At 34.2% G+C, this 17,948-nt stretch carries 17 protein-coding genes; 3 read left to right on the forward strand and 14 right to left on the reverse strand.

Features of this window, described 5'->3' with window-relative positions:
* Window positions 1-20 precede the first annotated feature (20 nt).
* The 12 genes from ftsA to mraZ form a co-directional block, all read right to left on the reverse strand.
* Window positions 21-1,400: a cell division protein FtsA gene (gene ftsA, locus ACRASX_RS02250; RefSeq protein ID WP_066310565.1), complete on the reverse strand. Its 1,380-nt coding sequence runs from the start codon at window positions 1,398-1,400 to the stop codon at window positions 21-23.
* 6 nt (window positions 1,401-1,406) lie between these two features.
* A complete protein-coding gene (locus tag ACRASX_RS02255; RefSeq protein WP_432222282.1) occupies window positions 1,407-2,129 on the reverse strand; it encodes a cell division protein FtsQ/DivIB in 723 nt (240 codons plus the stop codon).
* Window positions 2,116-3,465: a UDP-N-acetylmuramate--L-alanine ligase gene (murC, locus tag ACRASX_RS02260; RefSeq protein WP_432222283.1), complete on the reverse strand. Its 1,350-nt coding sequence runs from the start codon at window positions 3,463-3,465 to the stop codon at window positions 2,116-2,118. Before murC ends, ACRASX_RS02255 begins: the two co-directional genes overlap by 14 nt.
* 153 nt (window positions 3,466-3,618) lie before the next feature.
* Window positions 3,619-4,704 carry an undecaprenyldiphospho-muramoylpentapeptide beta-N-acetylglucosaminyltransferase gene (murG, locus tag ACRASX_RS02265; protein WP_432222284.1) on the reverse strand — a complete coding sequence of 362 codons (1,086 nt, stop codon included), beginning with the start codon at window positions 4,702-4,704 and terminating at the stop codon, window positions 3,619-3,621.
* A gap of 35 nt (window positions 4,705-4,739) precedes the next feature.
* The gene (locus ACRASX_RS02270) at window positions 4,740-6,038 is read right to left on the reverse strand and encodes an FtsW/RodA/SpoVE family cell cycle protein (RefSeq protein WP_432222285.1); all 1,299 of its coding nucleotides are present in this window, start codon (window positions 6,036-6,038) and stop codon (window positions 4,740-4,742) included.
* Window positions 6,039-6,102: 64 nt separating this feature from the next.
* A complete protein-coding gene (gene murD / locus ACRASX_RS02275) occupies window positions 6,103-7,434 on the reverse strand; it encodes a UDP-N-acetylmuramoyl-L-alanine--D-glutamate ligase (protein WP_432222286.1) in 1,332 nt (443 codons plus the stop codon).
* A gap of 1 nt (window position 7,435) precedes the next feature.
* Window positions 7,436-8,668, reverse strand: coding sequence for a phospho-N-acetylmuramoyl-pentapeptide-transferase (gene mraY, locus ACRASX_RS02280; protein ID WP_432222287.1), 1,233 nt, complete (start codon window positions 8,666-8,668; stop codon window positions 7,436-7,438).
* Window positions 8,669-8,677: 9 nt separating this feature from the next.
* Window positions 8,678-10,141 (reverse strand): UDP-N-acetylmuramoyl-L-alanyl-D-glutamate--2,6-diaminopimelate ligase, encoded by a 1,464-nt coding sequence (locus ACRASX_RS02285; RefSeq protein WP_432222288.1) that lies wholly within the window; start codon window positions 10,139-10,141, stop codon window positions 8,678-8,680.
* Window positions 10,138-12,141 carry a penicillin-binding protein gene (locus ACRASX_RS02290; RefSeq protein ID WP_432222289.1) on the reverse strand — a complete coding sequence of 668 codons (2,004 nt, stop codon included), beginning with the start codon at window positions 12,139-12,141 and terminating at the stop codon, window positions 10,138-10,140. Before ACRASX_RS02290 ends, ACRASX_RS02285 begins: the two co-directional genes overlap by 4 nt.
* Window positions 12,132-12,479, reverse strand: a complete 348-nt coding sequence (locus ACRASX_RS02295) for an FtsL-like putative cell division protein (RefSeq protein WP_066310585.1) — start codon at window positions 12,477-12,479, stop codon at window positions 12,132-12,134. The genes ACRASX_RS02290 and ACRASX_RS02295 overlap by 10 nt, the downstream gene beginning before the upstream one ends.
* A gap of 3 nt (window positions 12,480-12,482) precedes the next feature.
* Window positions 12,483-13,391 (reverse strand): 16S rRNA (cytosine(1402)-N(4))-methyltransferase RsmH, encoded by a 909-nt coding sequence (gene rsmH / locus ACRASX_RS02300; protein WP_432222290.1) that lies wholly within the window; start codon window positions 13,389-13,391, stop codon window positions 12,483-12,485.
* Window positions 13,366-13,839 carry a division/cell wall cluster transcriptional repressor MraZ gene (mraZ, locus tag ACRASX_RS02305; RefSeq protein ID WP_066310589.1) on the reverse strand — a complete coding sequence of 158 codons (474 nt, stop codon included), beginning with the start codon at window positions 13,837-13,839 and terminating at the stop codon, window positions 13,366-13,368. Before mraZ ends, rsmH begins: the two co-directional genes overlap by 26 nt.
* Window positions 13,840-14,206: 367 nt before the next feature.
* Between mraZ and ACRASX_RS02310 the strand changes: the two genes are divergently transcribed.
* From ACRASX_RS02310 to ACRASX_RS02320, 3 genes are all read left to right on the forward strand, one after another.
* Window positions 14,207-14,971: an alpha/beta fold hydrolase gene (locus ACRASX_RS02310; RefSeq protein WP_066310592.1), complete on the forward strand. Its 765-nt coding sequence runs from the start codon at window positions 14,207-14,209 to the stop codon at window positions 14,969-14,971.
* A 135-nt stretch (window positions 14,972-15,106) separates the two neighbouring features.
* Window positions 15,107-15,727, forward strand: coding sequence for a ribosome biogenesis GTP-binding protein YihA/YsxC (yihA, locus tag ACRASX_RS02315; RefSeq protein WP_066310594.1), 621 nt, complete (start codon window positions 15,107-15,109; stop codon window positions 15,725-15,727).
* 15 nt (window positions 15,728-15,742) lie between these two features.
* Window positions 15,743-16,396, forward strand: coding sequence for a hypothetical protein (locus ACRASX_RS02320; protein ID WP_066310596.1), 654 nt, complete (start codon window positions 15,743-15,745; stop codon window positions 16,394-16,396).
* A gap of 107 nt (window positions 16,397-16,503) precedes the next feature.
* On the opposite strand, the gene gldC is transcribed toward ACRASX_RS02320, so the two are convergent.
* Both gldC and gldB read right to left on the reverse strand, forming a co-directional pair.
* Complete coding sequence (gene gldC / locus ACRASX_RS02325; protein ID WP_066310598.1) at window positions 16,504-16,827, reverse strand: gliding motility protein GldC; 324 nt, start codon at window positions 16,825-16,827, stop codon at window positions 16,504-16,506.
* An 86-nt stretch (window positions 16,828-16,913) separates the two neighbouring features.
* Window positions 16,914-17,870 carry a gliding motility lipoprotein GldB gene (gene gldB / locus ACRASX_RS02330; protein WP_432222291.1) on the reverse strand — a complete coding sequence of 319 codons (957 nt, stop codon included), beginning with the start codon at window positions 17,868-17,870 and terminating at the stop codon, window positions 16,914-16,916.
* Window positions 17,871-17,948 lie beyond the last annotated feature (78 nt).

Below are 17,948 nucleotides of genomic sequence, written 5' to 3' on the forward strand. Positions count from 1 at the left end.
ATTTTTCCCTTTTTTTTAATCTATTCTGCGTTGTCTAAAAAATCTTTAATTTTGTCGACGTAACGGTCAAAGAATGATCTTCTGATTTTATTTTCAGTAGATTCTTCTATAACTGGCACTGGTTTTAACTCCTGTTCATCCTTCTCTTCATAATTTTCTTGTACTTCATGTCGTACTGTAGCTTTTTGAAATTGTCTTGGCTTTTCTTTTGTAGAACTGACCGTAATCGCACTTTGCGAACTATTTTCAATACTATTCATGACCAATCCAACTGCAGTTGCATATAACGGACTTGAAATTTCTTCGTCTGAATTTCCCGCTAAATGCTCGTTTGGATAACCAATACGAGTATCCATGCCAGTAATGTATTCAACTAATTGTTTGATATGTTTTAGTTGTGCTCCGCCCCCAGTTAACACAATACCAGCAATTAATTTCTTACGTGGATCTTCATGACCGTATTCTTTAATTTCGGTAAAAACTTGCTCTATAATTTCAATAACGCGTGCATTAATGATTTTAGATAAATTTTTTAACGAAATTTCTTTTGGCTCTCTTCCTCTCAGTCCTGGAATAGAAACGATCTCATTGTCTCTATTTTCTCCTGGCCAAGCCGAACCAAATTTAACTTTTAGTAATTCTGCTTGTTTTTCAATAATCGAACAACCTTCCTTGATATCGTCTGTAATTACATTTCCTCCGAAAGGGATAACAGCAGTATGACGAATAATACCATCTTTAAAAATGGCCAAATCTGTCGTTCCTCCGCCAATATCAATTAAGGCGACACCTGCTTCTTTTTCTTCTTGACTCAAAACAGCATCCGCCGAAGCCAAAGGCTCTAAGGTTAAACCAGATAATTCAATTCCTGAACTTTGAATACATCTTCCCACATTTCTGATCGAAGATGCTTGACCAACCACAACATGAAAGCTAGACTCTAAACGTCCACCATACATCCCAATCGGTTCTTTAATTTCAGATTGTCCGTCAATTTTAAATTCTTGTGGTAAAACGTGAATAATTTCTTCTCCTGGCAACATGGCTAGTTTATTCACCTGATCAATTAAAAGCTGAATGTCGTCTTCTCCAATAACTTCCTCTGGATTACTTCTGCTGATGTAATCGGTATGCTGAATACTGCGAATGTGCTGCCCTGCGATACCCACAACGACATCTTTTATCTTGTAACCTGAATTATTTTCTGCTTCTTGTATTGCTTGTTGAATAGATTGAATTGTTTGCGTAATGTTATTTACGACACCTCTTGCAACACCTAAGCTTTTAGACTTTCCAATTCCTAAAATCTCAAGTTTACCATACTCATTTTTCTTACCAATCATGGCAACAATTTTGGTTGTTCCAATATCTAGACCTACTGCAATATTATCTTTTTCCATCTTCTATTATTTTGTGCAAACTACTTGTTGTGTAAATCGGAGATCAATCTTTTTATAATTATATAACGAACTATCTAAAACAGCTTTCTGAAAAAAAGCTTTATAATTATCGAATTTGCGCTTCACATGAACCATCCTCCCAAAATCAATTGTATAATTGAAATTTCGGTTCAGCATTTTTAAGCTTCCATTTGGCATAACTTCAACCGCAATTATGTTCTTCTTCAAGAATGAATCGTTGTCAATTATACTAAATACAGAAGCTAATTCTTCGTTATTGTCTTTGTTAATTTTTCCTGATACAAGAGGAACTCTGGCTGTAAAATTAGCCGATAGTGGTATTTCAATTCCCTTAGAATCTAAATAGAAAGAGCGGTTGGTATTGAATATTCTGGCAATCGGGGTCTTTTGCTTAACTACAGCTTTCAAAACACCATCAATTGTAACAAACACTTGCGATTCTTCAATCGTAGGTTGTTCATTCAACACTTTTTCTATCTTGTTCAAATCTAACTCTTCTTTCGTAATGCTAGAAGCCTCTCGTTTATTTTCTATTAACAATTTATTAACCGATTCTGGTGTGATTAAAAGTGCATTATCGCCTACGAAAATAACCGCAGATTTACTCAACTTTCTGCTTTCATTTCGATGTGACGAAAATGAATACAGAAAGAAAACCAATCCAATCATTAGTAGTAAACGAATATTTGTCCAATTAAACACGCTCATTTAATCTCTTTTTTATAGTTGGCACCAATTCTCCTATATCGCCCGCTCCGATCGTAACAATTACAGCTGCCTCATTAGTAGCAATCGCTTCTAATAAGTCGTTTTTAGCAACAATCTTTTTATTTGAATTTGTCATTTTTCCCAATAACCATTCTGAAGTCACCCCTTCCATTGGCAATTCTCTAGCTGGGTAAATATCAAGCAAAAATACTTCATCGAAAGCAGATAAACTAGCAGCAAATCCATCAATAAAGTCTTTTGTTCTACTAAATAAGTGCGGCTGAAAAATAGCTAAGACTTTTTGATCCGGATACAGTTCAGTAACTGCTTGATGCACTGCATTTATCTCTGTTGGATGATGTGCATAATCATCAATATATACTAAATTATTTTTTTTAATCTGATAAGAAAATCTTCTGCGAATGCCTTTAAAAGATGCCAATGCCGACTGTATTGCTTGAGTAGAAGTGCCATATGTTTTAGCCATTGCCAATGCCATTAAAGCATTCATCAGGTTGTGCTTTCCTGGTAATCCAAAACGCAAATCGGTAAGAATTTCTGTCGGAGTTTGCACATCAAAAATGTAATTTCCATCGTCAATTCTCACATTAAAAGCCTTAAACTGAGCCTCTTTATTTACTGCACAAGTTACTCCTTCTAGATCCAGTTCTTCAGCTACAAAAAGATGTTCTCTATCTGTAATTTTTGATGCAAATTCTCTAAATGAATCCTCAATAGCTTCGCTTGAACCATAAATATCTAAATGATCGGCATCCATTGAAGTTACGCAAGCAATGTCTGGATGTAGGTGTAAAAAAGAGCGATCAAACTCATCTGCTTCGACAACAGTTACCGTTTTGCCGCTACCAATTAAATTTGAATTGTAATTCTCGACTATGCCACCAACAAAAGCAGTTACGTCTGCCCCACTTTCAAATAAAATATGCCCTAAAATTGCAGATGTGGTAGTTTTTCCATGTGTACCCGCTACCGCAAAACAAAAAGTATCATTGGTAATAATTCCAAGTACTTCTGCTCTTTTACGAATGTTGTAATTTCTTTCTACAAAATAGTTCCATTCTGAATGTGATTTTGGTATTGCTGGCGTAAAAATTACCAACGTATTTTCGTTACAAAAGTCAACCGGAATTAAACTAATATTATCCTCAAAATGAATATCTATACCGTTTTCAATTAATTCAGTAGTCAGCATCGACGGCGTTTTGTCGTACCCGCAAACATTTTTTCCAATGTTTTTAAAATAACGAGCCAACGCACTCATACCGATACCACCGATACCTATAAAATAAACGTTATGTATTTGATTTAGATTCATTGTTTGTGTTTTGCTTTGACTATTCAATTTATTTTTTTTGTTAAAAAACTAACAATCAAATCATTGTAAATACTACATTAGAAGTAAGGTGGTTGGTCCAAAAATACCATTCCACATTACATTTAATTTCTACAATTATTATTAAAAGTTATATTATATCAACTTTTTAATCTCTTCTACGATGGCTTTCGTTGCATTCGGTAAAGCTAATTTCCTAATATTTTCGCTGAGCTGAATTTGTTTGCCTTGATCTTTCAGTAATGCTTCGAATACCAAACTAAATTCCGCATCCAATTCGGACTCTTTTAACAAAATAGCACCCTTTTGATTCACAACAGCTTGTGCATTTTTTGTTTGATGATCTTCTGCTACATTGGGAGACGGAATAAAAATAACAGGCTTACCTACTAAACACAATTCTGAAACTGATGAAGCTCCTGCTCTGGAAATAATAAGATCAGCAGCGGCATAAACTAGATCCATTCGTTCGATAAAATCAACCACTTTAACTCCTTCTTTATTGTGTTTATTATACTCATCGAAATATAATTTTCCGCATTGCCATATTACTTGCACGTTTTGTGCCAACATTTTTGAAAGTTCCTGCTCTACTAACTGATTGATTCGTCTAGCACCTAAACTTCCTCCCAATATCAGTACTGTTTTCTTACTAATATCCAACTCATAAAAAGCCATTGCTTCGGCTCTTTTATCGGCAATATCAATTAAATCTTGACGCACAGGATTACCTGTTAATACCATTTTTGAGGCAGGAAAAAAACGCTCTAAATTTGGGTAAGCAACGCAAATAACGTTGGCTCTTTTACTCAATAATTTATTGGTAATACCAGGATATGAATTTTGCTCTTGAACAACGGTCGGAATTCTAGCTGCAACAGCCATTTGCAATAATGGACCACTTGCAAATCCACCAGTACCAATTACTACATCGGGTTGAAATGATTTAATTATTTTTCTGGCTTCCCACAAACTGTCAGTTAATTTGACCGGAAATATTAAATTTTGAAAAGTAAGTTTTCTTTGTAAACCCGCGATCCACAGTCCTCTTATAGCATATCCTGCCTGAGGTACTTTTTGCATTTCCATTTTATCTCTGGCTCCTACAAAAAGAAATTCGGCATCTGGAAATTGTAATTGCAATTCATTGGCGATCGCAATCGCAGGATAGATGTGTCCTCCTGTTCCGCCTCCACTTAATATGAATTTATACTTTGCCATACTGTTTAAAAAATAGTGTTGTTTAATGTGTTTTTCTACTTCATCACCGCTTCCATTGGATTTTTAGATTGTTCTTCGATAGAGTATGATTCCTCATCGAGATTTTCTTCGTCCATCTCCTTGTCAATCAAACGCTGTAGCGCTTCATCACGTAACTCTTTATTTTTTAATTTTTCTTTTTGTTCTTCTTCTATTTCTTCGTCTTTTTTAGTCACGTTGATGATAATTCCTAAAGCGAAGCAGGTAATCCAAATTGAACTTCCTCCACTACTAATAAGTGGCAAAGTCTGACCAGTGACAGGCAGTAATTCGACTGCAACTCCCATATTAATCATCGCTTGAAAAATCATGGGAAACCCCAGACCAACAACGACGAGTTTGCCAAATAAAGTGCTGGCTTTATGAGAGGCAACGACGAAACGCATTAAGAGCAATAGGTATAAAAATATAATAACTACTCCACCTATTAATCCATATTCTTCGATGATAATTGCATAAATAAAATCGGAAGAAGATTGCGGTAAAAAATTCTTTTGTACACTTTTACCAGGTCCTAATCCACCTAATTGTCCCGAAGCTATTGCAATTTTAGCTTTTTCAATTTGATAATCGTCTTCATCGGCTTTATCCGTTGTGAAATTTTCAATACGACTCCCCCAAGTATTTACGCGACTAAAAAAATGAGATTCTGGAAATGCTTTTGCTAAAAGCAAAAAGAATAAAAAAGAAGCGATGGCGCATCCAATTACAATTCCAATATGTTTTATTGGGTACCTACCAATAAAAGCCAACATTAAAACCATCGAAAAAATTAAAGCTGTAGTTGAAAAGTTAGCGGGTAATATTAATATTAATGTAACAAAAACCGGAATCCATAATTGAATTACTGATGTTTGAAAACTATCTGGTTCTTCTCTTTTTTTAGACAAATATCGAGCTACAAATATAAAAAGTACTACCGCAGCTAATGTAGAAGTCTGAAAGCTGAAACCCATAAAAGGCACTTGTAACCACCGACTTGCATTAGCTCCACCGACCACTCTACCATTAATTAAGGTAAGAAGTAATAGAAACCACACAATTGGCAGTAAAAACTTAGAAAAAGTTCTAAAATAATGGTACGGAATTTTGTGAACTCCAAAAATAATCGCAAAACCAACTCCAATATGAAAAAAATGTTTAAGCAAATAGCCTAATGTATTTCCTGTCCCTAAACCAATATAAGCCAAATTACTACTCGCGCTAAAAACTGGCATAAATGAGAACAGCGCTAATAAGGCCACGAAAGTCCATATTGCTTTATCCCCTTTTAAATAGCTTACTAGCTCTTTCATAATTTTTTTTTATTTAAAGTTTAAATTTTTCAAGTGGCAAAACCAGAAACTTAAAACGATAATTTTATAGGTTTTGCACTGCTTGCTTAAACTGTCTCCCTCTGTCTTCATAGTTTTCAAATAAATCAAAACTGGCGCATGCTGGCGATAATAATACAGCATCTCCTTTTTCGGTTAAGCGTTGTGCCGTTTTAACTGCATCTTGCATGTTATTTACTTCAACCATCATGTCTACTACATTTCCAAAAGCATCAATAATTTTTCTATTATCAACTCCCAAACAAATAATTGCTTTCACTTTCTCGCGAACCAAAGACATCAATTCGTTATAGTCATTTCCTTTGTCTACTCCACCAACAATCCAAACTGTTGGTCCATTCATACTATCTAACGCAAAAAAAGTTGCATTTACATTGGTTGCTTTAGAGTCGTTAATGTATTGTACGTTTTGAATTTTTAAAACTTTCTCTAAACGATGCTCAACTCCTTGAAAATTTGATAAACTCTCACGAATAGTAGCCTTACGGATTTGCATTAATTTTGCTACAGAACTTGCTGCCATGGCGTTTTTCATATTATGTTTCCCCTCTAGCGCAATGTATTCAGTGTCCATTGTAAACTCTTCGTGGTTGATTTTTACTTCCATTTTATTATTTTTTATTGTTGCCCCCTCTTCAAACTCCTTGGTAAGAGAGAAAGGAATTAATTTTGCTTTTATTTTATTATTAGACAACCAGTTGGTTATGGCTTCGTCATCTGCATCGTAAATCAAATAATCTTCCTCGGTTTGATTTTTAGTTATTCGAAACTTAGCATCAATATAATTTTCATATTTATACTCATATCGATCTAAATGATCGGGACTAATATTCGTTATTATGGCAATATCTGGTCGGTAATTTACTATTCCATCCAATTGAAAACTGCTCAGTTCTAACACATACACATCAAATTTATTATCGGCTACTTGCCAAGCAAAACTCTTTCCGATGTTTCCGCCCAATCCTACATTTAAACCTGCCGATTTTAGCAAGTGATAGGTTAGCATTGTAGTGGTTGTTTTACCATTGCTACCTGTAATTCCAATTGTTTTTGCTTCTGTGAACGGAAACGCAAATTCAATTTCTGAGATTACGGAAATTCCTTTTTCAACTAGCTTTTTTACAATTGCTGCTTTGTCAGGAATTCCAGGACTTTTCATTACTACATCGGCATTTAAAATTAATTCCTCTGTATGCTGTAATTCTTCCCAAGCAATATTATTAATTCCAAGAACTTCTTTATAACTCTCCTTTATTTTTCCAAAATCAGATACAAAAACATCGTATCCTTTTTTCTTTCCTAATATTGCAGTTCCAACTCCGCTTTCTCCTCCTCCTAAAATTACAAGTCTCATACTATCTTAATTTTAAAGTTAGAATTGACAGAATTGCTAACATGATAGCTACAATCCAAAATCGCGTAACAATTTTACTCTCGTGATATCCCTTCTTTTGATAATGGTGATGGAGCGGCGACATTAAAAATATTCGTCTTCCTTCTCCCCAGCGTTTTTTGGTATACTTAAAATAACTGACTTGCAAAACCACAGATAAATTTTCTACTAAGAAAATCCCACACAATAACGGAATCAACATTTCTTTACGAACAGCAATTGCCAAAACTGCAATTACCCCTCCAATAGTCAAACTTCCTGTATCTCCCATAAAAACGGAAGCTGGATACGAATTGTACCATAGAAATCCGATCAACGAGCCCACAAAAGCAGAAATAAAAACAGTCATTTCTCCCGAATTAGGTATGTACATTATATTCAGGTAATTCGAAAAAATGATATTTCCAGAAACAAACGTAAAAATTCCTAGTGCGAGCACTGATATAGCAGAAGTTCCCGCGGCTAAGCCGTCGATTCCATCTGTTAAGTTAGCACCATTTGAAACTGCGGTGATAATAAAAATTACTACCGGAATAAAAATTAACCAAGCCCATTTTTCATAGCCTTCACCCGTCCAGGCCAATAATTCTGCATAATCAAATTCATTGTTTTTAAAGAAAGGAATGGTCGTCGCTGTCGATTTTATTTCTTGTGGCGCTGGCAAAATAACATTGGTAGTAGAGACTCTAAAACTAGCAGTATTTCCGCCAGTATCGGTTCTAACGGTCACTACGGGACTGAAATACAAAACCACACCTACAATTAAGCCTAACCCAACTTGTCCAATAATCTTGAATTTACCCTGAAGCCCTTCTTTATCTTTTTTGAAAATTTTTATGTAATCATCTATAAAACCGATAATTCCCATCCACAACATTGTAACGATCAGCAAAACGATATAAATGTTCTGCAGTCTCGCAAACAACAATACGGGAATCAGCGTTGCAAAAATGATAATTAAGCCACCCATCGTTGGCGTTCCTGCTTTTTCATTTTGCCCCTCTAAACCAAGTTCACGAACGGTTTCACCAACTTGCTGTCTGCGCAAAAAATTGATTATACGTTTACCATAAATCGTAGATAAAAGCAGTGACAGAATAAAAGCCAAAGCCGATCTAAAAGTGATATACTGAAAAACTCCTGTTCCTGGTATATCCCACATCTTGTCTAAATAGTCAAATAAATAGTATATCATATGTGGTTTTTATTTGGTTAGTTGGTTTAAAAATTCGGTTACAATTTCCATATCATCAAAATGACTACGCTCTCCTTTAATTTCTTGATACGTCTCATGTCCTTTACCAGCAATTAAAATAATATCGTTTGGTTGTGCCATTTGACAAGCTGCTTTTATTGCTTGTTTGCGATCGGTAATTGTCAACATTTTTTTATAATTATGCGGTTCTACTCCTGTTTCCATTTCCTGAATAATTGCCTCAGGATCTTCGTTTCTTGGATTATCAGATGTTAAAATTGCTTTGTCACTTAAGCTAGTTGCGATTCGAGCCATTATTGGTCTTTTTGCAGTGTCTCGATTTCCGCCACAACCTACTACCGTAAGCAATTGTTCGTTTTTTGTTCGAATATCATTTATTGTTTTTAGCACATTTTCTAGTGCATCTGGAGTATGAGCATAATCTACAATCGCCGTAATATTGGTAGATGAAACTATGTATTGAAAACGACCTGCTACACTTTCTAACTCTGATAACAATCGCAAAGCTTCTACTTTTTCGATTCCTAATTCAATAGCTGTTCCGTAGATGGCTAGTACATTATAGGCATTAAAAGTTCCAATTAATTTTACCCAAACTTCGTACTCGTTCACTTTTAGCAACAATCCAGATAATTGATTTTCTAGAATTTGCGCTTTATAATCAGCATACGATTTTAGTGCATAGGTTCTTTTTACAGCAATTGTATTTTGTAACATTACGGTTCCATTTTTATCATCGATATTAGTCAGCGCAAATGCTGTTTTAGGTAACGAATCAAAAAATAATTTTTTGACATCTCTGTACTCTGCAAAAGTTGGATGATAATCGAGGTGATCATGAGATAAATTGGTAAAAACACCACCAACAAAATGCAGTCCTTCTGTACGCTTTTGATGAATTCCGTGTGAACTCACTTCCATAAAACAATGCGTAATTCCGTTGGCAACCATCTCACTTAGATAGTGATTAATTGTAATAGAATCTGGAGTCGTATGGGTTGCTTTATATTCGTTTTTACCTACTAAAATCTTAACGGTAGATAAAAGACCAACTTCAAACCCAGCACTACTAAACATTTGATACAAAAGTGAGGCAATTGTAGTTTTGCCGTTTGTACCTGTAATGCCAACTAACTTTAATTTATCCGAGGGATTATCAAAATAATTAGCCGCCATAAAAGCAAGTGCCGAATTGGTATCTTTTACTTTCACGTAAGTGATTGAATCAACTTTACTAATTGGCAATGTATCGCAAATAATAGTCGTGGCGCCTAACTCAATTGCTTTTGAAATAAAATTATGACCATCTGATATAGTTCCGCGAATAGCAATAAAAACATCATTTAAAACAATCTTTCTAGAATCAAAGTCAATTTTATTCACAGCAACATCAGTTGAACCTATTACAGATTCAATGGCTACTTTATATAATATGTCTTTTAATATTTTCATGATAATTCTAAAACTATTGTTGTGTTTTTATCTATATTTTGCCCAGCATCAATCGACTGTTTTCTTACTTTCCCTATTCCAACGATGCGAACTCTCATTCCTAAATTTTCTAATAAAGCAATGGCATCCATGCCTGACATTCCTTTTACGTTGGGAATATTTTTTGATTTTTTTTGAAGCTTCGTATAATATTGTCCGTAGTTAGTTTCTTGCTTTGCTACTTTTTCATCCAAGTTCTTAATCTCATTCGTTGAAGGCGCATCGGTAAATATTTTTTGAGCAATTCGCTTAAAAACAGGTCCTGCTACACCTGCCCCATAAAAATCACCCTTAAGCGTACTAGGTCTGTTAACCATAACAATACAAGAATACTTAGGATGATCGGCTGGAAAATAACCCACAAATGAAGAAGCGTAATACATCGATGAACCGTCCCTTTTTCCGTAATTAACTTGTGATGTTCCAGTCTTACCGGCCATCGAAAAATCTTTAGAATACAATTTCTTAGCAGTTCCTTTTTTTACCACATTTTCTAGAACTGCTTTCAGCTTGCCCAATGTTTCATCCGAACAAACTTTCGGGTTTAGCACTTCTACATCATATTTTCTGATCGTTTTGTTCCATTCTTTGATCTCAGAAACAAATTGTGGCTTAACCATTACCCCATTATTCGCCACCGAATTGTAATACGTTAATGTTTGCAATGGCGTTACCGAAACTCCATAACCAAAAGCCATCCAAGGCAAGGAAACTCCCGACCAATGTTTATCACCGGGAGCAGGTATATAGGCACTTCCTTCTCCTTTAAAATGCAATCCCAACTTTTTTCCTAAACCGTATCCTTTCAGATGATTTACGAATTTTGTTGGGTTATTTTTATAATTGTCATAAACTGCTTGAACTAAAACCGTGTTCGAAGACAATTCAAAACCACGAGCTAATGATATTTTACCATATCCACCTTTGTGCGAATCACGTACCGATCTTCCAAAATACTTAATAACTCCATTTTGAGTGTCATAAACAGTTCCTGTATCTGCTACTTTATCTTCTAACACCGTCATTAAATCAGCCAATTTAAAAGTTGATCCTGGCTCTTGTGACTCTGTAATTGCATAGTTGGTCGTTTCGTAATAGGAGCCATCACGTGTTCTTCCTAAATTTGCAATAGCTTTAATGTGTCCTGTTTGTGTTTCCATAACTACTACACATCCGTGATCTGCTTCATACTCTACCAATTGTTTCAAAAGTGCATGATGCGCAATATCTTGGATAAAAACATCAATAGTCGAAACCACATCATAACCATCTTGAGGATCTAATTCGTTTATATCACGAATAGGTTTCCACTGTCCTTTGGCAATTTTTTGCTTTAAAATTTTACCGTCTTTTCCATTCAAATAATCTCTAAACGCCCACTCAATTCCTTTTCCTTCTGGAATCCCTTTAGAGTCTATGCGGTCGTAACCGATAGTTCTTTCGGCAATTTTACCAATTGGATGCTCTCGAACCGTTTCTTGTTCTTGAATAAATCCGCCTTTGTAAGCACCCAAATTAAACATTGGAAATCCTTTAATTTTGATGTAATCGGTGTAGCTTAGTTTTCGAGCTACTAAAAAATATCTATTCTTATTGGCTCGCGCTTTGCGTAGTTCATTTTGATAAAACGCACTAGATTCAGGCAAAATAGTTGCTAAAGAATCGGCCAAAGACTTAACATTTTTCTCGAAAATTTCTTGTTTTGGCACTAGCGCATCAAAGCGGATATCGTAGTTCGGAATAGAAGTAGCCAGTAAACTGCCATCAGCCGAATAAATATTTCCTTTGTTTGCAGGAATAACAAAAGTTTTAACCGTACGTTGTTTTGCCAATTGACGATAATGATCCCCTTCTACCCACTGAATGTTTGCTAACTTAACAACAATAGCAATTGCCATCAAAAAGATGAAAACTGCTACCAGATAGATGCGGTATGATATGTGTTTATCGTCTACTGCCATATTTTTTGAAAGAATCTTTTTTCTTCTGCTTTTTTAACTTTAATTTTTACTGGTGGAACTGTCGAAGGAAAAATTTGCTTTTCCAACATTTTTTGTGAGACCGTTGACTCCATTTTTAGTTTCATTAATTCTGAGCGACGGTCTACAAATTCAGATCGCAACTCTTTAACTTCAGTACTTAATCGTGCAATTTCAAATACCTTTTGTTCGTACCGCTGTGTGTTTGCAATCATTAGTATTGCCAAGACAATTACAAAGACAATAAAACGCCAATTTTTAAACGCATCGTCGTTAATTAAAAACCTTGCTTTTAATATATCAAAAACACCTTTTTTCATTTCTTATTTCTTCTCTGCAATTCTCAATTTAGCACTACGAGCTCTATTATTGCTTTTAATTTCTTGATCATCTGGAACGATTAATTTTCCAATGGTTTTGAAAGGAACCGAAAAATTACCAAAAAAATCACGTTCTGGTTCTCCTTCAAACATTCCATTTTTCATAAATCTCTTTACCAATCGGTCTTCTAGAGAATGGTATGACATGATGCTCAATCGTCCTTCTGGATTTAAAATTTCTAATGATTGCTCTAAAAATTCTTTCAATACATCCATTTCCTGATTCACTTCAATTCGAATCGCTTGGTACATTTGAGCTAATATTTTATTGCTTTTATGTCCAGGTAAAAAACGAGACAAAATAGTTTTAAACTGCTCCGAATTCTTGATTGACTCTAACTCTCTAGCTTCAACCAAAGTCCTTGCAATTGCAGGTGCATTTTTTAGTTCTCCATAATCCAAGAACACACGACGTAATTCTTGTTCGTCATACTCATTGACAACTCTATATGCATTTAGTTCGTTCTTTTTACTCATTCGCATATCCAAGTCAGCTACAAAACGAGTCGAAAAACCACGTTCTGCTACATCAAACTGATGCGATGAAACGCCTAAATCGGCTAAAATCCCATCAACAGACTTTACGCCATAAAAGCGCAAAAACCGTTTTATAAATCTAAAATTCTCATTAATTAAAGTGAAACGATCATCTTGCAAAGTATTTGCTACCGCATCTTCGTCTTGATCAAAAGCAAACAGTTTTCCATTTGGTCCTAATCTTTTTAAAATTTCTTTAGAGTGTCCACCACCACCAAACGTAACATCTACATAAATGCCGTCGGGTTTAATATTCAAACCATCCACCGTTGGATGTAGTAAAACCGGATTATGATATTCCATTGTCGTCGTCATTTAAATTTCCCATTACCTCTTCTGCCAAATCAGCAAAATCCATATCTTCGCCATTGATAGATTGCTCATATAAATCTTTATCCCAAATCTCAACAATGTTCACTGCTGATGAAAAAACAACCTCTTTTGAAATACCCGAAAATGCCACTAAATCTTTCGGAATTAACAACCGTCCTAAAGCATCAATTTCAACAATTTTTACTCCTGCAGTAAATTTTCGAATAAAATCATTGTTCTTCTTTACGAAACGATTCAGCTTATTTATTTTAGCCATCATCACTTCCCATTCACTCATCGGGTACAACTCCAAACACTTTTGAAACACCGAGCGCTTCAAGACAAAACCGTCCTGAAGTGAGCTAGCCAGCTGCTTTTTTAAGGGTGCAGGCAACAACAGCCTTCCTTTAGCATCGACTTTACACTCGTATGTGCCTACAATTGTGTTCACGAAATTGATTGATTAGTTAAAGAACAAAAATATAAAAAATATTACCACATTTTACCACAATATACCACTTTGTTGATAAGTTTACCCACTTTGGACCTAAATCCCTTAAATTGTGGACAATCAAAATGTTAGCTATCTATTGTATTTGTTGTACGAATGGCTTTACATAGAAATCTACAGTTGAAAAAACAAACCAATTGCAGACAAAAATTTAGCAAAAACTCATGATTTTTTCAGAGTATTTATACTTGGCTGGAAGTTAATTATCGATATAAATTAAATAAATTGAGTAAAAAAAGGTTTGCAAAAAGTCGTTTTTCCCTATTAAACCCTATATTTGTCGAAATTGAATTTGGTACTATATTACATGGATAAACATTACAAAAAAGAAGGCAAATTTAGCTATTTTGAAGCTGGAGAAGGAACTCCAATTGTCGTTCTTCACGGTTTAATGGGAGGTTTGAGTAACTTTGACGCAGTTGCAAATTATTTTCCAACCAAAGGATACAAAGTAGTAATTCCTGATTTACCGATCTATTCTCAAAGTTTACTAAAAACCAATGTAAAAAGTTTTGCCAAATATGTAAAAGATTTTATTGCTTTTAAAGGATTTGACAAAGTCATTTTATTAGGGAATTCTTTGGGAGGTCATATTGCATTATACCACACTAAATTATATCCTGAAAAAGTAGCAGGTCTTGTAATTACTGGTAGTTCTGGACTTTACGAGAGTGCAATGGGCGACAGTTATCCTAAAAGAGGTGATTACGAATACATTAAAAAGAAAGCACAAGATGTTTTTTACGATCCCGAAATTGCAACTCCAGATTTGATAGATGAAGTATTTGCATCAGTTAATGATCGAATGAAATTGATTAAAACATTGACTATTGCTAAAAGTGCAATTAGACATAATATGGCAAAAGATTTGCCTAAAATGACAGTAGAAACCTGTATCATTTGGGGTAAAGATGATATTGTTACACCACCAAATGTAGCTGAAGAGTTTAATGAATTACTTCCTAATTCTTCTTTATACTGGATTGACAAATGTGGACACGCTGCGATGATGGAACATCCAGAAGAATTCAACCAAATTATGGAAGAATGGCTTACTAAAGTCAATTTATAGCAGAAATACCTTTTCAAATTTAGGAGGTTTTAGACAGTAGAATTATGAAATCGCTATTAAAACTATTTTGCGCAAGCAAAAATCAAACATAAAAGCGAAACCCTATCTGGTCGCTAAAAAATAAATTTTTCATCTATGAAAATCAATACCGCCGAATTTATAATAAGCAACTCTGAAGTTGATAAATGTCCGAAAGAAATTTTACCTGAGTATGCTTTTATAGGAAGATCCAATGTTGGAAAATCTTCGTTAATAAACATGCTTACTAATCATAAAAATTTAGCTAAAACTTCAGGACGTCCTGGAAAAACGCAACTAATCAACCATTTTAAAATCAATAATAATTGGTTTTTGGTCGATTTACCAGGTTACGGGTATGCTAAAGTTTCCAAAAAAACAAAATCTATTTTTCAACAGTTCATTACAGACTATTTTGAAACTAGAGAGCAGTTGGTATGTGCTTTTGTACTTATTGATATCCGTTTAGAAGCTCAAAAAATTGATATTGAGTTTATGTCTTATATGGGCGAAAGCGAAATTCCGTTTTGCATTGTGTTTACAAAGGCAGATAAAATTAGTAAGACTAAAATTGACTCGCATGTTGCCGCCTACAGAAAGCAAATGTTCATGAATAATTGGGAAGAAATGCCACAGTACTTTGTGACTTCAGCAACAGAGAGCACTGGTAAAGAATATATTTTAGGTTATATAGATGAAATTAACCAAGAAGTTTTTAAAAACAATAGTGGGTTTTAAATTCAGTTCAATGTCATGATCGTGAGAAATAGACGTATTGCTATCGTATTCATTTCGATATTTATTTTAGTTTTTCTTGAATCTTGTCAGAGTAAAACCTATCTCTTTACGAATAACAATTATAAAACTGGCGTTGATTTTACTCAAGGCAAATGGCTTCTCAATCAAATCGATTGTAACTGCGATAGCAACGATGAAATCAAAGAGCAAGCAACACTATTTTTTGCTAAAAATCTGACTGATCGTTATTATTATAGACCTGAAATTAATGGATTACTCCTTCCTCATCTCATACCTTTAAACCCCAGTAAGCAGAAAATCAAAGAATTAAAAATTGGAACCAATTTTGATTTTTTCATTAATGTAACTGCTAAAGAAAACAGAAGTGATTTAGGAAAAATTGGTTTTTATGAAGATGAGAACTCTACAGGAAAAAATCAGAGTGAGGTGACTTTAGAAGTATATGACTTAAATTTGCAAGAAATTATATATTCACAGCGCGTAGTTGGTACGGTTACTAGCGAGAAACAGAAATCGCTCTGGGAAACGACAAAATCAGATAAACTAATTGACAATATTAGTTTTCATAAAAGCAATAAAAAATTAATAAAAGGAGCCTTCAAGAAATTATTGAAAGATTTAGAGAAAAAATCAGTTTTAATTAAGTAAATTAAAATTTCAAAATTAATTTTTAACTAGAACTGCCAAATAAAAAAATCCCACATTTCAACTGTAGATATTGAAATATGGGATTTTTTATTGGAATGAATTTCAGCTTATTTTGTCAATTCTAATTTTTCTGCAAAGTAATCACAAAAATCTTTCATGGTATCCGCCATTTTTTCATCATCTGTAGCGCGTTTGAAAGTATCAGACATAGCTACCAAAGTTTGATGAAAGAAAATTTTCATTTCATCAACTGGCATATCTTTGGTCCACAAGTCAATACGCATCGTCTCTTTTACTCTGCTGTCCCAAATAGACAACATAATTGCCTTTGCTTCTTCTTTTTCGACACCACCATCTTTCGCAGACCACGATAATTTTTCCGGTACGCGATTTTCGTCTAATTCTATATCAAAATTAATTTCTGACTTCATATTTTGGTATTTAATTATTTATAAATTAACTGCAAATTATAGTAAAGATTCACCACAATTCTGTTTGTGCAATTACAAATTATTTCTTACTTTTTGGGTTTATATTTCGATTTTTCGAAGATCTCTTTTTCACTCAATTGTAACATTTCATCTAGAGTTACATCATTATTCTTTATGTACGACCGAACTATTTGCCATCCAACCCATGCACCAACTCTTCCTGGAGTTTCGTTATCAATTTCTAAATAAAATTTAGAGAAAGGTGCTGGCGATACAAATCTTGCTTTTAATTTTGCATCATCATCGTACAACATTTCGCGCTCTATAAAATAACGCCACATATAACTTTCATTTTCTTGACACCAAAGTAGTTGCTCCTCGGTATAACCAATTTTTTCATCATCACTATATTCTGGCAATAGTAAATCCTTCAAATATAATTCTTTGCCAAAATAAATCATCTGTGACAATAAACTTTTATCTGTGACTTTAGCAATTTTTCGACTCGCGAAGCTAGCCACTGCATCAGGCATTATTTGTTTAGTTTCAAAACTCTGTTTAATGTATTCTGGAAACTGATAAAATTTATGGTCTTTACCCAAATATAATTCCAAAGAAACAATCACTAAACTGTCGGCATAAATCACTTTACTATTATAGTCCATTTCGGCAATAACTGTAATAATTTTAGGCGTTTTAGTTTCAGGGAAATAATACTTAATATGCTGGAACAGAACATCAAAATCTTTACGAACGGGCTCAAAATTACTGTACTTTCTTTCTACTTCTTGATACAATTCCCGCCATAACGGATCTTGCATTTTTTCAATCCAAACTGCATCTTCAGTATTAGAAGGAAAAAATAAGGGATATTCTCTTTTTAGCCTAGCTAAATCTTCTGGTTTGGTCTCAAAAAAAGCTTTATCAAATCGTTCTACTTTGATCGCTACAGGAATATCGTCGATGGCTTTCTCTGTTTTACTTTTTTTCTCACAGGATATTAAAATCACAAATAGGATTAAGGCAAAGCGATATGATTTCATTTTATTTTAATTAAATTTGTGATGCACGTTACTTATTAATAATGACCCCAAAAAGACTGTGCAAATATACGTCGCTGT

The organism is Flavobacterium sp. TMP13, assembly GCF_050847115.1.
GTDB lineage: Bacteria > Bacteroidota > Bacteroidia > Flavobacteriales > Flavobacteriaceae > Flavobacterium.